Genomic DNA, 15,912 nt, shown 5'->3' with positions numbered 1-15,912 from the left:
AACTCAATTATCTAATGATTTTAACATATAATTATTATAGTGTCAAAATTCAAACAAGTTTTGATTTATTTTAGGATATAATATATAATAAATATATTAGCATCATATTATTGGTGATTGTAAAACAAGCTTATATCTCTTAACACATTTGATATCAATAATTTATTTTGCTTTAATTTAATAAAATATTAATGTGGAGGAAATACCTTGAAATTAAGAAAATTATTTCTAGTGTTAATACTATCTGTAATTGTTGCCTATGCTTTTTATACGAAATACGATGACGATTATATAAGTCCATCTAAATATGAAGTTAGTACTGATGTTATAAACAATATCATTACCGAAAATATAATACCAACAATGACAGACTATGAAAAAGTCAAAACCATACATGATTATATTGTGTCAACAACTGAATATGACCACGATAATCTCGAAAATAATACAATACCCGATATTGACTATACAGCTAAAGGTGTTCTTGAAAATCATATCGGTGTATGTCGAGGATATTCAGAAGCTTTCAAACTTCTAATGAATTCATTAGATATTGATTGTGAAATTGAAACTGGATATGCGGATGGAATATCACATGCCTGGAATGTAGTATGTTTAGAGGGAGAATGGTATCAAGTCGACTGTACCTATGATGATCCTATTGATGTCTCTGGGCGTAATGAAGCAGGTAATAATTTTCTGCGATATGATTACTTTCTTATAACTAATGAGCAGATGTATTTAGATCATAAGCCTGATAAGAAATTAAAGAACTGTATTTCTGAGAAATATATGTATCAGGAAAAGCAAAAAGATGTTCCTTATTATATATTATCAAGTATATATCAATTACCATCAACTATTACTTCCCTGTATAGTCGCGGAAACTCAAAAGTAACCTTTTATTTTCCTGAAAATATTGATTTAGAAAACAGTTCTATATCAGATGATATTTCAATTCAATTAGGACATAGCCGGACTGCTTCCCAGTTCAGCTTCACTCCTGTAGCAAAATGTGGAAAATATTATTATACGACGATAACCGTAAGTTAGATTCCGATGGTCCTGGTTTTTCATCAACACATTTTATCCTATAGTTATAAGTTAAATAAAAGCTGTTAAATTCAAGGATTAGATTTTAAATATCATATATAATATTTAATTCATATCCTAAATTTAACAGCTTCTTTATTCAATAATCTGTATTATTAAATTCGAAATTTATTTAGCATCTAAAGCTTCATCAGGAACTTTGATATCTACTGCATCGTATGATGTGAAATCAATAGCAAAATCAAATTTTGTTAATTCAATTTCAACTCCTTCATAAGTAATTGTATCCATATCAAAACCAACTTTTGCCGATACTGGTAAATATGTTTTACCATCTAAAACAACTTTTAATGTAATTGTTGCCGCTGGTATTGATGATAAATCTACTGAATCAAGTTTGTCAGCAAGTTCAGATTCTTCTAATTTGCTGATAAGGTCTTCTGTAGATGCAGACATTGTTAACTGGTAGTTACCATTCTTTTTCTCTACTTTTCCTTCTCCAAAATATTTAGAAACTTCTTTATAATCAATTGACTGTAACTGTTCTATAACATCATTAATACTATCTGTATATTCTGATGCATCTGCTGATTCATATGACCATTCACCATCATATAATGTATAAGTATCAATCTTGTCATCATTCTTTACCATATACACTTCAGAATTAACATTTCTTTCTTGACCTAACGCATTTGATGATAAATCTACTTTTACATATGATTCAGCTGGATCAACATTTGCCTTTGATTCAACTGTACCAGATATTGACATATCCATTCCTGAAGCTGATACTGCAGCATCTAATGTAATCTTTGATGAAATACCTTTTACATCTGTAGTAGCTTCTGATACTTTGTTTACTAATTCCTCTGCTGTAAGTGATGCTAAATTCTTGTTGCTCTTTTTGTCATCTGATTTCTTTGAACCACATGCCATGAGCGACATTGCCATAACTAAGACAAGTAATACACTTACTACTTTTGTTACGTTTCTCTTCATTTTCAATTCTCCTTTTAAAATTAATATGTGCTTTACACAGTGATATATAATAACATTAATAAAATGCAAGGTCAAGGAAAAGTTTTAGCACGTTAACGCAGCTTATCGTGGGAGTTTGGAATTTCTAATTTTATTAGCATTTCGGTTCATTAAGTGCCTGCCTTAATTTCCTTTACAACAAAAGTAAGTTGTTACTTCATTAAATCAATTCACTTAATGCTGTATATTCTCTAAAATACATTCCTCTACGCATATCATCTATTCCTTGATATAAATTATACTGCGAAAAAATATCTTTAATTTCAGATATGTTAAGCCATCTTGGTTCCATACCAACTTGTATTTCACTTTCTGTTTGTTTTATTTCAGTTGTACCTATTGCTTTGCAAATAAAATACCTATTAACCCATTTCCAGTTCTCATAATATTCATCAATTTCAAGCATACACTCCGAAACATCTACAATCATTCCTGTTTCTTCAGCAATTTCCCGAACACAGCATTCTTCATCACTTTCATTGTTTTCCAAGCCTCCACCTGGAATCATATACTGATTTGTTTGTGTTTCATATGAAAGTAAAATACGTTTACCATCTATAACGATTCCTCTGCAAGCAGTTCTGGTTTTATCCCAATTACCAAAATAATTTTCTCCAACAATATCTATAATTTTCACTATTTCCATCCTCCAATTTATATCAATTTTTCTAACGGTCTATTTTTTTTGATAATGCTTTCCAAACTTGAATTTGTCTGGTAGTATGTTCCACCCATATTCTCTTTGTTCAGTATTCCGTCCATCTCAATCAACAGACACTTAACAAGTATTGTTAGTATTAGTCTATGTCGTGTTCCCTTCGCAATTAATACAAAATCACCTTCAGTAAGATGCACAATCCCGTCGTCGGTCACGATATCGAAATCACCCTCTATGCAATAAAATATTACATCTGACAACTCATGAATATGGACGGTTTTAATCACAATTACACATTTTAAATTTCAATTCTTCCTTTGTAATAGAACAAATTACTAAGTTTTTACGTTCTCCTGAGGCAATATCAATTCTTCTGTTTCTAAGCTCTCCATCAAATTGAAAGCCCAGCTTTTTCAATAAATTTCCAGAAGCCATATTACATATATTATATTTTGCTTCAATCATATACATATCTCTTTTTACCAAATATTCTTGAATAATACACTGTAATGCCTCAAATGCGTACCCTCTATTTTGAAAACGTTCACCGATCACATACCCTATCTCTCCAATTCCAATCTGTATGTACGGTATATCAATCGTTACATATCCGATACAATTCTTACTCTCTTTTTCCAAAATAAGCCATGCGTTTTTATTCTTCGACCAGGCATCTACAAATGCTTCCATCTGCTTTTCTTCTGTCGGATAACCAAGTATATATTTTCCAAGCTTTTTATCTTTCCCCCACCCCTCAAGGCAGGAATGTGTATCTTCCGCCACAAAATTTCGTATTAATAATCTATTTGTCTCAAGCATATTTATTCCCTCTAAAGATTTCAATCAACCGTAATGCTACGACCGTCGCACCGATTTTAGAAATTATTCTATTCATGATTTGCCTCCATAAAATCTGTATTTGTCACTCTATGCAACTCTCCGGCAACAGGAAGTTGTCAGCTACAATTCTTTCATCATACACAATGATTCTGGCATCGAAATGTAAGGACCATAATTATCTATTTTTTTAAATCCTACTTTCCGATATATATGACATGATTCTTGTAGTAGTTCTCCAGTTTCAAGAATCAACCTCTTGTATCCCAGCTCTTTTGCCCACTCAATCAATTCAAGAAGCAACTTGTTTCCTATTCCTTTCCCTTGAAACTCATCTCTGACAAATACTCTTTTCAATTCGGTTGCATCATCAATATCACCATACTGATATTCTCTAATTGCTCCTGCACCAACAGCTTTGCCATCAACATATACAACTATAGCCTCTTTAATTTCATCAAGTTGGTTGTACTGTTTGTACTTTTCTCTCTTAATTACTCTTCCTACTCGCCTATCTAGATCCATATCTAATAACTGACAGTTCATAATAAAGTCTTCATTTATGCCAGAACATCTAACAAATTCTATATCATCCATATTCGATCATCCTCCTATGTTAAGTATATAAAAACTTACAATCTCTACAAATTCCAATTTTCTTAATTCCAAAAACTGGAAGTTGCTTATTTCTTTTTCGGTTTTGGAACTGGCAATTCATCATACATTGCATAAAACAAGCCAGTCAAAAATTCCTTATTATCAACTTCATCTACCAACAACATCTCTTTTGCTCCCTCATATGGTAATTCATACGGAGCTGTCGGCATATAACTAATTGCTGATTTTACTGGTTTAACAAGTAATCTATCATCATAGATACCGCCTACAATCTTGCCACGATAATAAATAATAAATTCTCCCATCATAGCTCGATAAGTAATTTCTTCTAACTCAGATAGTTGTTCTAAAATAAACTCTAAGTATTCCTTGCTTGATGCCATATTTCCACCTCAACTTCCAATTATTATACAATATAATTAACGATAGCATATATTAAATGACATATCGTAAAAACTAAAGCAGTAACAAAAGCAATCATATTTTTCCGCTCTAAAGAATATAATAAAAATGTTAAGCATGGAAAAATAGTTAAACCTAATATAACTCCCGCATTTGTTATTCCTAAGTAATATAATACCCAACATAAAAAATATAATAAACAGCCGAATATCATAGCTATTATCAAATTTGTTTTGCGAATCTTTTCTTTCTCTTTATTTTTAAAAATACATAAGCAAATTATCATTATTACTTGAGCAATTGATGCAATGGTGTCTACTATGGGCGTTATAGACTCAACTCTTAAAATGTCATGCTGTGCAGGAATTGCAAACCAAATAAAATTTGGTATCATAATTAAAAAGAAAAGCGCTAATCCCAAAATATCAAAACCAAATCTATACTTTTTCAAAACATGCTTACCTCCTCAAACAACAATTTTCTTAATTCCAAAAACTGGAAGTTATTACACTCAAATCGTGATTTCAATTTGATTTCCTTCAATTGCAACAATGCAGCTTTCGTAGTAGCCATCTCCCGTCGTACGTGGTCCACTAATAACTTTATAACCGTCATTCTTCAATTTTGCAGTCAATGCATCAACCTTTTCCTTGCTACCTACGCTGAATGCGATATGTGCATATCCAGTACGAGCAGGTTCTTTTGGAAAATCTGGCATTTCTGGCTTGTTCATAATTTCAAGCCGTGTATCACCATCAAATGTAAGGAAATAAGAACGGAAATTCGTTTTTGAATTATGATATCCATCATTGGATTTTGCATCTAAATACTTCATAAAGAAGTAACGAGTTTCTTCCAAATTATTTACATACAAAGCAATATGTTCAATTTTCATAGCACACCTCCGTCAAATTCCAATTTTCTTAATTCCAAAAACTGGAAGTTTAAAAAATCTTATACCTATCATTCTCGTAGAATATTACTAATTTGTATAACTAATGTTGTTCCAGATAATCAATAAATTCTTGTGTCTTAGACCAGTACTTAATTCCCCAATTTTCAAAATTCCATTCATCCATATAATTGTTACATTCATAATCAATATAAAAAATCTGTTCATCCTGTACAATGAAATTAGTCGGAAAATAATCTATATTCAAGCCTGCATCATATACTACCTTTGCCATTTCTCTCATTTGCATCAAATACAAATCTTTCATTGTATCTTTTTTCACTAAATCATATATAGTTGGTCCATCAATGTATTCTTTTAATATTCTTTCATTCGCCATATCAATGTCTAACATTCTTGGAATTCTAATTCCTGTTTGCAACAGTCTGTTATAATCATTTTGTTCCGCTTCAATTTTATTGCCAAATGCGTAATATTCACATGGTTCATGGTGTATCTGCTTTAACACATAAAAATTACCTTCTCGTTCAACTAAATAGGAATAACCACCTTTTCCATGTCCTAATAACTTCAGAATTTTATATTCTTTCTCATTAACGTTCATAATATCTTGCATTATCGCACCTCCTGGAATTCAACTTTATTAAACTGTTCTATATATTGAAATCTGACACTCCATTAAACTGGAATTTACTTTAATAAATATTTTTCAAACGCTTTATGATTATCAAAGTGGACTTCTCTAAAAAACAGAACTAACCAAATAATATAGGTTGGTATAGCTATATATGGGGTTAAAAAGCAGGATAATAATGCTCCTGCCAACATTATAATAGCCCACATAAAGCACTGATTTCTTATATCACGAGAGATATGAGCTTTATCATACAATGCCTGTTCTTCTTTAGAAAATGAATTAAATCCTGAAACAAATTTTGCTGCTTTTTCCTTAAAAATCGCAAATAACACACCTATAATCAGAAATGGTATTACCAAAATTATACACGACCAAAATCCTATATTCATAATACATACCTCCGCTTCAAATTCCAATTTATCAAATTAATATTTTAATTATATCATAATAACAATAACATTGTATATCACTTTAGCAAAATACAATGTTATTACATTTTTGACGACACTTTTGACGACACTTTTGACGACACTTTTTTTTAGATTTAAGAAGTTTTAAACGGTATCGAACAGTCAATTTTATACTTACCCAAAAAAATAAAACCCTTGAAAACTCTATGTTTTCAAGGATTCTTATAAATGGAGCTGAGGGGAATCGAACCCCTGTCCGAAGCCTCTTCCATTAAGACTTCTTCCACCACAGTCTATGTTTTAACATTCCCTCATTCATACGCCCACAGACAGGCTTACGAACTTAGTAGCTTCATAAATTCTTCTGATACCTCAAAGCTTTGGTAAAAGAGTGCCTCGCAAAGTCGATGCCGAACTCTTAAGCAGCGAGTGACTTAAGGTCGACAGCTGCCACTAGGCAGCGTACGCTAAATTTTCGTTTGCGTTTATATTTAATTTCTAAGTTTTTACGTGGTCCTAGTCCACGGGTGGCTATCCTAACTTCTAAAACCCCGTCGAAACCAGTACAACCCCGAAAGAGTTATTACTGTCACTGTCACAAACGACACGTATTAATCATACTACAACTAATATCTTAAAATGTCAATATCTATAATTAATTATTCAATTCATATGACAATATTTAATACAGATTTCTTACTTTAAATTCCTTTTCTGCCTCTCTTCGCTGGTCTTTCTTAGCTATATCCTGTCTCTTATCATATAATTTCTTACCTTTTGCAAGAGCGATTTCTACTTTGACAAGACTTCCCTTAAAATAGACCTGCAATGGAACTAAAGTATAACCTTTTTCTGCCATTTTGCCTGCTATTTTATTAATCTCATAGTTGTGAAGCATAAGCTTTTTAACTCTTAATGGATCTTTATTGAAAATATTGCCTTTCTCATATGGGCTGATATGCATTCCATATATGAATACTTCGCCATTCTCTATTCTGACAAATGCCTCTTTGATACTGCATTTACCCATTCTAAGAGATTTTACCTCAGTTCCATGCAGGCATATTCCTGCTTCATATTTATCTTCTATAAAATAATCATGATATGCCTTTTTATTATTGGCAACTAATTTGAATGATTCTTTACTCATTACAATTTATATTCCTTTCATTCATTGTCATCTTCAGGCTCATATATCTTAAAATCAATCTGGCGCTGCAATTTATCAGTACCTGTTACTTCTACCTTAACTTTCTGTCCGAGCTTATAGGTATTACCTGTATCTTTTCCTACTAGTTCGTAGCTTTCTTCATCATAATAATAGTAGTCATCTAGTAACGCTGTAAGTTTTACCATTCCCTCTACGGTATTAGGCAGCTCCACATACATTCCCCAGTTGGTAATTGACGAAACCACGCCATCAAAGACTTCACCTATATGATTCTGCATATATTCAACCTTCTTGAGTTTATCTGTGTCTCTTTCTGCCTCATCGGCACGTCTTTCAGTCTTGCTTGCCTGCTCTGCTATTTCCGGAAGAATACTTTCGTAGTGCTTTATACGTTTTTCAGACAGACCACCTCTTAGATTCTCCTTAATTATTCTGTGAATCTGTAAATCAGGATATCTTCTGATAGGAGATGTGAAATGGCAATAATACTTAGCTGCCAATCCAAAATGTCCTGTACATGAAGTCGTATATTTAGCCTGTTTCATAGAACGTAAAGTAAGTCTGCTGATAAGAGTCTCTTCTTCCGTTCCCTCAATCTTCTCTAATAGCTTCTGTAATTCTTTAGGATGTATCTCTTCCTGTGTAGTCTTAATTCCGTATCCGAAATTATTTATAAACAAACTTAATTTAAGCATCTTTTCAGGGTCAGGAATATCATGTGTTCTGTATACAAATGGCAATTCCTGCCAGAAATAGTCTTCTGCAACAGTTTCATTTGCAATGAGCATAAAGTCCTCGATAAGTTTTGTTGCAGAATTTCTCTCATATGGCTTAATATCTATAGGCTTGCCTTTCTCATCTAAGATTATCTTACTTTCAGGAAAATCAAAATCTATAGAACCACGTTTATGACGTTTCTCTCTTAAAATGAGTGCAAGCTCATTCATCTGTCTAAACATCGGTACAAGCTCTTTATTTTCTTCAATTGCAGTCTCATCATTAAATTCAAGAATCTTATTAACTGTAGTATAATCCATTCTTTTATCAATTCTTACAACTGTTTCAGCTATCTTATGTCCTACTACATTTCCCTTTTTATCTATCTCCATAATACAGCTTAATGCAAGTCTGTCTGCATTAGCATTTAACGAACATATTCCATTTGATAATTTGTGTGGAAGCATAGGAATTACGCGGTCTACAAGGTATACACTTGTTCCACGCTTTACAGCCTCTTTATCCAGTGGACTATTCTCTATAACATAATTAGATACATCTGCAATATGGACACCAAGTGTATAGATTCCGTTATCATAGCTTAAAGATACTGCATCATCTAAGTCTTTGGCATCTTCTCCATCAATTGTAACCATCATAACATCTCTTAAATCTAGTCGTCCTGCCATATCCTTGCTATTAACTTCATTTTCAATATCTTCGGTCTGCTTCATTACACCATCTGGAAATTCCATTGGAATCTCTAAGCTTTTTACAACAGATATTATATCTGTTCCCGGATCATTAATATGTCCTATTATCTCAATAATCACGCCCTCAGGTTTTCTGTTTTTATCACCATAATCTGTTATCTTAACAACAACTTTATGACCTGTCACAGCACCTTTAGATTTCTCTAATGGAATAAATATATCTCTGGAGATTTTAGCATTATCAGGAATTACGAAGCCGAAATTCTTTGATTTCTGAAATAATCCTACGACCTCAACTATTTTATGCTCTATAACCTTGATAATCTCTCCTTCACGTCTTCTTCCTGTATTAGCAGCTCTTAGAACTACCTGTACTAAATCACCATTCAACGCTCCGTTAGTAGCACTTTCAGGTATATAGATATCCTCGTCCTGTCCCTCTATAGATACAAAACCAAAACCTTTCGCATTACCTTCATAGGTTCCGATTAATACATTAGCACCCGGCTTACCATATTTGCCTTTTTTAGAAATTCCAATCTTGCCCTCTGCTAACAATGCATCTAATACTTCTTCTAATTCACTTCTTCTATCTTTCGGAATATTCAGAATAATAGCAAGTTCCTTTAATTTCATTGGTATATATTCTTCAGAATTAATTATATCTAAAATAATCTTTTTACGCTCATTCATTAACTTTTCTTCCATACTTTCTAACCTCCATTTCGAAGTAGTTTAACTATATTAATTATATCATACAAAAGAATAAAGAATGTCGCAAGCGACATTCTCCGCCTGAGGCGAGTTGCTATAGCAACATTTTCTGCTCCGCCGCAGTGCGATCCTCGCGAAGCGTTTTTTACTTACCAGGGCAATTTCAACGAAATTTCCTGGTAAGTAAAAAACCTGAATACTAATAATTAGTATTCAGGAATATATTTGATTTATTCTATATAAATTTAGAATTTAGTAAAGCCGCTAATACAATTAATAATACAGCTAATACCTTAGTAATCTTCTCTAAAGCACCTTCCATAGAACGTCCTTTATTCTTACCCCAATATGTATCTGCCATACCACTTATTGAACCTGTAAGTCCTGCTGATTTACCTTCCTGCATAAGAACTATTATAGTTAAAGCTATACAAATGATAACAAATATAATATCTAAAACTGTTTTAAGCACTCTAACACCTCCTTAGAATCGATAGACGATTTACTCAATTGGTATAATAGTAACATATAGTGCGTCTTTTTTCAAGTACAAATATTATTCTTATCAGGTGATTCTATTTAGATGATAATGAAATTGATGTACAAATCATTACTATAGATGATGCGAATATTGCCCAGAAGCCTATCATATTCTCAACATTACCAAATGCATCTACTTTACAGAAAACCATTGAAATCATTAAAACAACGAATAATACTGCAGCTATTATCTCTAACATACCATAGTTAAATAATTTAGCAAGTGTTGCATTTGACTCAATTTTCTTCTTAGCAAATAAGTTCATTGCACCACCAACAATTACATATGCTGATAATATAATCATTGCAAATATTGAAATTATAAGAGCTGTATTAAGTAAGCTGTGTGGTCCTAATGAATAATTGAAATATTTCTCAATTATATATTCAGCTGTATATTCACCGATGATTCTCATCTGGCCTTTTTTCTTACCTAATAATTCATATTTATACATTGGAAGTATAAATATCGAAACTAATGAAATAATTGATGCAACAAAATATAATACTCTGTACACATTCTTTTTCTTTTCTACATATGCATTATAGTTTAACTGATTAGCATACAATTCAGAATCATTATAATCTTTCTTTGTTTTTGTGTTGTCCATAAAACCTATCTCCTTTAAACTTTTTAAAAACGATTTTCTTATTAAATTTTAACAAATGAAAACGTTTTCGTCAATAGTAAATTGTACTAATTACATAAAATTACACAAAAATATAATCTATAATTAATGCTATTAATTATTGGTATATCTGCTCATATACAGGTCGTTCAACTTTTTTTCTTGTTATTTCTACTATATTTAACTTTGTTATATCAACAACATTTGTCCTTATTCTATCTTTAAGTACAATCTTTTTCAAATATTCAATTAATTTATCCTGATATTCTTTATTTTCCATATTTATAAAGTCTACCATTATTATTCCTGACATATTTCTTAGTCTCATCTGGTATGCTATTTCCTTAGCAGCCTCTATATTTACATTGTAAATTGTATCACTTAATCTCTTGCCCTTAATGCATTTTCCAGTATTTACATCAATAACCGTCATAGCTTCTGTAGGTTCTATAACAAGATATGCTCCCGATTTAAGCCAAACTTTTTTAGAACACACTTCCTCTACAACTTTTTCTATACTATATAATTTATATAGAGGTAATAAGGTATCATCATATAATCGAATATTATATTTTCCATTAAATTTATCCTTAAGTTCATAATAAATTTCTTCATTATCAGTAATTATTTCATCAGTTTCATTCGCATATAAATTCTTAATCATTTTTATATATAGTGCATCCTCGCTTTTTAACAGTGTATAGCACTTACGCATCATAGCAATTTCTTTTACATGTTCCCATTCTGATAATAATTCATTTAATTCTTTCTTTATTTCATCTTCTTTTGCATTCTCAGCATTAGTTCTGATAACTATACCAAATTTTACATTAAGCTTATCTAATATGTCATCCAATTCAGTCTGAATGCGGTTTTTGAATCCCGCATTTTTAATTTTTCCTGAAAATCCAATACCACTCTTTCCGATATTTATTACAACATTTCGTCCAGTAAGGCTTATATTTGATGTTAAAACAGGAAATTTTGTCTTTACGGCAGCTTTAGAAATCTGCACAATAATATCGTCACCTTCGCATACTTTATCAGTATTCTTTTTATTTAAAAAGATAATATGTTTATTATCTTCTAATGAAAGATATCCGATACAGCCTTTCTTATATTCTACAAATGCCGTATTGATGTTCTTTACTACATCCTTAACCTTACCGACGTATATATTTCCTATTGAATCTGCCTTTGCTGATTCGTCATTACTTATATATTCAGAGAAATTCACTTCATAAAATCTGTTATCCTCATATAGACCACAGAAAACCTTATTAAATGCCTTATTATCAGCATTATTATTAGATTTATTTTCATTTTTATTACCAGGTTCATAATTTTGCTTATTCGCAAGATAATTACAAGTTTTTTCCCCTGCATTTTTATGAATATAAGTTAAATCAATATCAGCAATTATAAATTTACTCACGATTAGATGTCCTCTCCGAAATCTTCTAAAGGAATTAACTTATCCTCTAACATTCCATATATTTCAAGCCGCTCCACAATTAATGAAAACTCTTTTAATTCAAAGTCCGCATAGTCACTAAATGCCTGCATAACCAGTTCAGGCTTAAGATTGTTAGCACTTCCCGTTGCAAGCTTCATAAAAAATGTATTATCATCATCTATATACGCTTTGTAAATCATTGGTCTGATATCCACTAACATCTCACTTTTCTTAGTTTTCTTGAGTATCTCAATAGAAGATTGCTTGATAAATTCATTAAACTTTTCTCTTATATCTATATCAGGCTCATAGCCATCACGAAATTTCACAACATAATCTGCACCTGCTACTAATGACATAGCATTTTTAGAAGAATCCGGAAGCAATCTATAGCTTAATACCTCCATTCCCTCAACCATTGTGTCATTAATTCTCTTTAACATTTCCGCAGAACTATCTGTAGAATGTACCTCTATATCTAAGTATTCGCCTCTGCTTGTAAGTCCTACTCCTAAAGGTGCTGCAAAAGACATAATCTGATGTGGACTAAATCCCTCTGAATAAGCAATATCTACTTCAGCTCTTCGCATTACTTTCTGAAAATATCTCATAATATCAAGATGTCCGATAAATTTCATACTTCCATTTTTAGCAAATTTAATTCTTATTTTCAAAGCACACACCTCCTCCAAATCTTGCTGCACCACAGCCTGCACACTTCATACGGCAATTAGGTGTTACAGTCTCTTCTTTGGCACGTTTCCATTCATTCTTAAGAAATGCCTTAGTTACACCTATATCTATGAAGTCCCATGGAAGTAATTCATCAACATCACGTTCTCTTGAAATATAGAAATTCATATCAATATCAGTATCTTTAATAGCTTTCTCCCATTTCGAATTATCAAAAGTCTCACTCCACGCATCATAGATACAACCTGATTTATATGCAGCTAAAATAGTCTTTGCAACTCTTCTGTCCCCCCTTGCTAATAAACCCTCTAAGACTGATACATCTGCTTCATGCCAATTGTATTTAATACTTTTTTTATTAAGCATTTCTTTCATCTTAGCATTAACTATACGTGCTTTACCTAAGAATTCTTCTTTAGTATTCATAGATGCCCACTGAAATGGTGTAAATGGCTTTGGAACAAAAAATGACGAACTTGCTACTATCTGAACCTTTCCATTTCTCTGGTCTTTTGGTATTCTATAATAGACCTCAGCCACCTTTTCTGATAATTCAGCAATTCCTTCCATATCTTCAACTGTTTCAGTTGGAAGCCCTAACATAAAATATAATTTGACACGATTCCATCCACCCTCAAATGCCATAGATGCACCTTTAAGAATAACTTCTTCAGTAAGACCTTTATTAATTACATTTCTAAGTCTCTGTGAGCCTGCTTCCGGTGCAAATGTAAGACTACTCTTTCGAACGTCCTGAACTTTACTCATTACATCTAATGAAAATGCATCAATTCTAAGAGATGGTAAGGAAATATTTACACCTTTATTTTTGAATTCTTCAATAAGGAAATTAACAAGTCCCTCAAGATTAGAATAATCACTAGAGCTTAATGAACTGAGTGAAATCTCCTCATGTCCGGTATTTTTAAGCATCTTATATGCTTTGTCCTTAAGAAATTCAAGACTTCTTTCACGTACCGGTTTGTATACCGAACCGGCCTGACAGAATCTACATCCTCTTATACAACCTCTTTGTATCTCTAGTACAACTCTGTCCTGCGTAGCCTTAATAAATGGAACTAACGGTTTCTCTGGATAATATGTATTATCCATATCCATAACAAGCTGTTTATTAATCTTAGTCTTAGCATGTGGATTATTAGGTGTAAAAGACTTTAAAGTTCCATCATCATTATATTCAACATCATAGAATGCCGGAACATAAAGCCCCTCTATATCAGCAGCCATTTCAAGAAAATCTCTTCTTGAACCACCATTTTTCTTATTCTCTTTATATTTATCCATTAAGTCAAAATATACCGTTTCACCCTCACCCATATAAAATATATCGAAAAACGGTGCAAGTGGTTCAGGATTATATGTACATGGACCACCACCGATTACAATAGGATCATCTTCAGTTCTATCAGCCGACTCTAATGGAATTCCTGATAGATCTAATATCTGCAAAATATTTGTATAACACATTTCATACTGGATTGTAATACCTAAAAAATCAAAATTTTTAATTGGGTCTTGTGATTCTAACGCAAAAAGAGGTATATTCCTCTCTCTCATAATCTGATCTAAATCAGTCCATGGAGAATATACCCTTTCGCAATATATGTCATCTCTCTGATTGAACATATCATATAAAATCTGGATTCCTAAATGTGACATTCCTATTTCGTATACATCAGGAAAACACATTGCAAATCTAATATCTATTTTAGACAAATCTTTTTTTACCATATTTACTTCGTTGCCAATATATCTTGCCGGCTTTTCAACACTTAGTAAAATCTCGTCTGATAACGCAAGTTTTCTCAAACCACTACTTTCCTTTCAATAATAATGTACATATTCTATCTTCTGGCCAATTCTCTTGTTATGTCTTCCCATGATACTTCTTTTTCTGCCATAAGCACCATTACATGATATAAGAAGTCTGAAATCTCATATTTAATCTCTTCTTTATCAGGATTCTTAGCAGCAATAACTATCTCTGTTGCTTCTTCTCCGACTTTCTTAAGAATCTTATCAATTCCTTTATCAAAGAGATAATTTGTATATGAACCCTCTTTAGGATTAACTTTTCTGTCCTTTATAACGTTAAACACATCTTCAAATACCATAAGCGGATTAGTGTCATCATATTCTTTCTTCACAAGCTCTGTATAGAAGCATGAACGTTTACCTGTATGGCAGGCTGCACCAATCTGTTTAACCTTAGCTAAAAGTGTGTCATTATCGCAGTCGATTGATAATGATTTCACATATTGATAATGTCCTGAAGTAAGACCTTTTATCCATAATTCTTTACGGCTTCTGCTATAATAAGTCATTCTTCCAGTCTTAATTGTATTGTCAAATGCTTCTTCATTCATATAAGCAAGCATTAATACTTCATTTGTCTTATAATCCTGAACTACAACAGGGATTAATCCATCTGAATTAAGCTTAAATTCACTATAATTCATCTTACTTTCAAATACATTTACATCTACACCATCTTTTTTAAGTTCCTGTTTGATGTTCATTATCTCCTGCGTATCTGAAAGAATTGCATCTGATGTAAAACCATATATATTAGTCACTTTACAATATTTTACAATATCTTCTTTAGTAATTTCGTCATTAATAAGAAGTAAATCAATATTTATCTCAGAGAAATTTTTAGCTGCCTCATCAGACAATTTATCAGAAACTA

The 15,912-nt window shown here is 31.9% G+C and carries 19 protein-coding genes and 1 other RNA gene; 1 reads left to right on the top strand and 19 read right to left on the bottom strand.

The genetic code is table 11. The annotated features are described in order from the left end of the window. The first annotated feature begins 207 nt into the window (after positions 1–207). A complete protein-coding gene (locus OCV48_RS06885) occupies positions 208–1,053 on the top strand; it encodes a transglutaminase domain-containing protein (RefSeq protein ID WP_021982877.1) in 846 nt (281 codons plus the stop codon). Between the two features lie 168 nt (positions 1,054–1,221). Here the strand turns inward: OCV48_RS06885 and OCV48_RS06880 are convergent, their stop codons facing one another. From OCV48_RS06880 to hisIE, 19 genes are all read right to left on the bottom strand, one after another. Then, entirely contained in the window at positions 1,222–2,055 is an 834-nt protein-coding gene (locus OCV48_RS06880) for a DUF6612 family protein (protein WP_021982876.1), read from the bottom strand. A gap of 199 nt (positions 2,056–2,254) precedes the next feature. Continuing rightward, entirely contained in the window at positions 2,255–2,731 is a 477-nt protein-coding gene (locus tag OCV48_RS06875; RefSeq protein ID WP_021982875.1) for an NUDIX hydrolase, read from the bottom strand. 17 nt (positions 2,732–2,748) lie between these two features. Then, the gene (locus OCV48_RS06870) at positions 2,749–3,039 is read right to left on the bottom strand and encodes a cupin domain-containing protein (protein WP_021982874.1); all 291 of its coding nucleotides are present in this window, start codon (positions 3,037–3,039) and stop codon (positions 2,749–2,751) included. After that, positions 3,032–3,571, bottom strand: a complete 540-nt coding sequence (locus OCV48_RS06865; RefSeq protein ID WP_021982873.1) for a GNAT family N-acetyltransferase — start codon at positions 3,569–3,571, stop codon at positions 3,032–3,034. The genes OCV48_RS06870 and OCV48_RS06865 overlap by 8 nt, the downstream gene beginning before the upstream one ends. 141 nt (positions 3,572–3,712) lie before the next feature. Beyond that, positions 3,713–4,186 (bottom strand): GNAT family N-acetyltransferase, encoded by a 474-nt coding sequence (locus OCV48_RS06860; protein ID WP_147591474.1) that lies wholly within the window; start codon positions 4,184–4,186, stop codon positions 3,713–3,715. Between the two features lie 86 nt (positions 4,187–4,272). Continuing rightward, entirely contained in the window at positions 4,273–4,590 is a 318-nt protein-coding gene (locus tag OCV48_RS06855; RefSeq protein WP_021982871.1) for a TfoX/Sxy family protein, read from the bottom strand. Positions 4,591–4,613: 23 nt separating this feature from the next. Beyond that, positions 4,614–5,060 carry a hypothetical protein gene (locus tag OCV48_RS06850; RefSeq protein ID WP_021982870.1) on the bottom strand — a complete coding sequence of 149 codons (447 nt, stop codon included), beginning with the start codon at positions 5,058–5,060 and terminating at the stop codon, positions 4,614–4,616. Positions 5,061–5,120: 60 nt separating this feature from the next. Then, positions 5,121–5,504: a VOC family protein gene (locus OCV48_RS06845; RefSeq protein WP_021982869.1), complete on the bottom strand. Its 384-nt coding sequence runs from the start codon at positions 5,502–5,504 to the stop codon at positions 5,121–5,123. 100 nt (positions 5,505–5,604) lie between these two features. Continuing rightward, the gene (locus tag OCV48_RS06840; protein ID WP_021982868.1) at positions 5,605–6,138 is read right to left on the bottom strand and encodes a BUD32 family EKC/KEOPS complex subunit; all 534 of its coding nucleotides are present in this window, start codon (positions 6,136–6,138) and stop codon (positions 5,605–5,607) included. Between the two features lie 74 nt (positions 6,139–6,212). Continuing rightward, complete coding sequence (locus tag OCV48_RS06835; protein ID WP_021982867.1) at positions 6,213–6,548, bottom strand: DUF3784 domain-containing protein; 336 nt, start codon at positions 6,546–6,548, stop codon at positions 6,213–6,215. A 247-nt stretch (positions 6,549–6,795) separates the two neighbouring features. Further along, positions 6,796–7,142: a transfer-messenger RNA gene (ssrA, locus tag OCV48_RS06830) on the bottom strand. A 109-nt stretch (positions 7,143–7,251) separates the two neighbouring features. Next, positions 7,252–7,719: an SsrA-binding protein SmpB gene (smpB, locus tag OCV48_RS06825; RefSeq protein ID WP_021982866.1), complete on the bottom strand. Its 468-nt coding sequence runs from the start codon at positions 7,717–7,719 to the stop codon at positions 7,252–7,254. Positions 7,720–7,736: 17 nt separating this feature from the next. Further along, on the bottom strand, positions 7,737–9,878 hold the full coding sequence (gene rnr, locus OCV48_RS06820) for a ribonuclease R (RefSeq protein ID WP_147591473.1): 2,142 nt from the start codon (positions 9,876–9,878) through the stop codon (positions 7,737–7,739). 241 nt (positions 9,879–10,119) lie between these two features. Further along, positions 10,120–10,356 carry a preprotein translocase subunit SecG gene (secG, locus tag OCV48_RS06815; RefSeq protein WP_021982864.1) on the bottom strand — a complete coding sequence of 79 codons (237 nt, stop codon included), beginning with the start codon at positions 10,354–10,356 and terminating at the stop codon, positions 10,120–10,122. A gap of 103 nt (positions 10,357–10,459) precedes the next feature. Beyond that, positions 10,460–11,035 (bottom strand): hypothetical protein, encoded by a 576-nt coding sequence (locus OCV48_RS06810; protein WP_147591472.1) that lies wholly within the window; start codon positions 11,033–11,035, stop codon positions 10,460–10,462. Between the two features lie 136 nt (positions 11,036–11,171). After that, positions 11,172–12,488, bottom strand: a complete 1,317-nt coding sequence (locus OCV48_RS06805; protein ID WP_021982862.1) for a ribonuclease E/G — start codon at positions 12,486–12,488, stop codon at positions 11,172–11,174. Positions 12,489–12,490: 2 nt separating this feature from the next. Beyond that, positions 12,491–13,192, bottom strand: coding sequence for a TIGR03936 family radical SAM-associated protein (locus OCV48_RS06800; protein ID WP_394803252.1), 702 nt, complete (start codon positions 13,190–13,192; stop codon positions 12,491–12,493). Beyond that, complete coding sequence (locus OCV48_RS06795; RefSeq protein ID WP_021982860.1) at positions 13,167–15,032, bottom strand: TIGR03960 family B12-binding radical SAM protein; 1,866 nt, start codon at positions 15,030–15,032, stop codon at positions 13,167–13,169. Before OCV48_RS06795 ends, OCV48_RS06800 begins: the two co-directional genes overlap by 26 nt. Positions 15,033–15,067: 35 nt before the next feature. Continuing rightward, positions 15,068–15,682, bottom strand: coding sequence for a bifunctional phosphoribosyl-AMP cyclohydrolase/phosphoribosyl-ATP diphosphatase HisIE (hisIE, locus tag OCV48_RS14055; RefSeq protein ID WP_394803251.1), 615 nt, complete (start codon positions 15,680–15,682; stop codon positions 15,068–15,070). Positions 15,683–15,912: the final 230 nt, after the last annotated feature.

Origin of the sequence: Bovifimicola ammoniilytica (genome assembly GCF_025567085.1) — a bacterium.
Taxonomy (GTDB): domain Bacteria; phylum Bacillota; class Clostridia; order Lachnospirales; family Lachnospiraceae; genus Bovifimicola; species Bovifimicola ammoniilytica.
This window is presented reverse-complemented; position numbering and strand designations above follow the sequence as displayed.

Excerpts from the sequence above, each read along its gene's own strand:
- rnr (WP_147591473.1), bottom strand. The coding sequence starts at position 9,878 with ATGGAAGAAAAGTTAATGAATGAGCGTAAAAAGATTATTTTAGATATA.
- OCV48_RS06835 (WP_021982867.1), bottom strand. The coding sequence starts at position 6,548 with ATGAATATAGGATTTTGGTCGTGTATAATTTTGGTAATACCATTTCTG.
- OCV48_RS06845 (WP_021982869.1), bottom strand. The coding sequence starts at position 5,504 with ATGAAAATTGAACATATTGCTTTGTATGTAAATAATTTGGAAGAAACT.
- OCV48_RS06865 (WP_021982873.1), bottom strand. The coding sequence starts at position 3,571 with ATGCTTGAGACAAATAGATTATTAATACGAAATTTTGTGGCGGAAGAT.
- hisIE (WP_394803251.1), bottom strand. The coding sequence starts at position 15,682 with ATGAATTATAGTGAATTTAAGCTTAATTCAGATGGATTAATCCCTGTT.
- OCV48_RS06840 (WP_021982868.1), bottom strand. The coding sequence starts at position 6,138 with ATGCAAGATATTATGAACGTTAATGAGAAAGAATATAAAATTCTGAAG.
- OCV48_RS06880 (WP_021982876.1), bottom strand. The coding sequence starts at position 2,055 with ATGAAGAGAAACGTAACAAAAGTAGTAAGTGTATTACTTGTCTTAGTT.
- OCV48_RS06810 (WP_147591472.1), bottom strand. The coding sequence starts at position 11,035 with ATGGACAACACAAAAACAAAGAAAGATTATAATGATTCTGAATTGTAT.
- OCV48_RS06855 (WP_021982871.1), bottom strand. The coding sequence starts at position 4,590 with ATGGCATCAAGCAAGGAATACTTAGAGTTTATTTTAGAACAACTATCT.
- OCV48_RS06860 (WP_147591474.1), bottom strand. The coding sequence starts at position 4,186 with ATGGATGATATAGAATTTGTTAGATGTTCTGGCATAAATGAAGACTTT.
- smpB (WP_021982866.1), bottom strand. The coding sequence starts at position 7,719 with ATGAGTAAAGAATCATTCAAATTAGTTGCCAATAATAAAAAGGCATAT.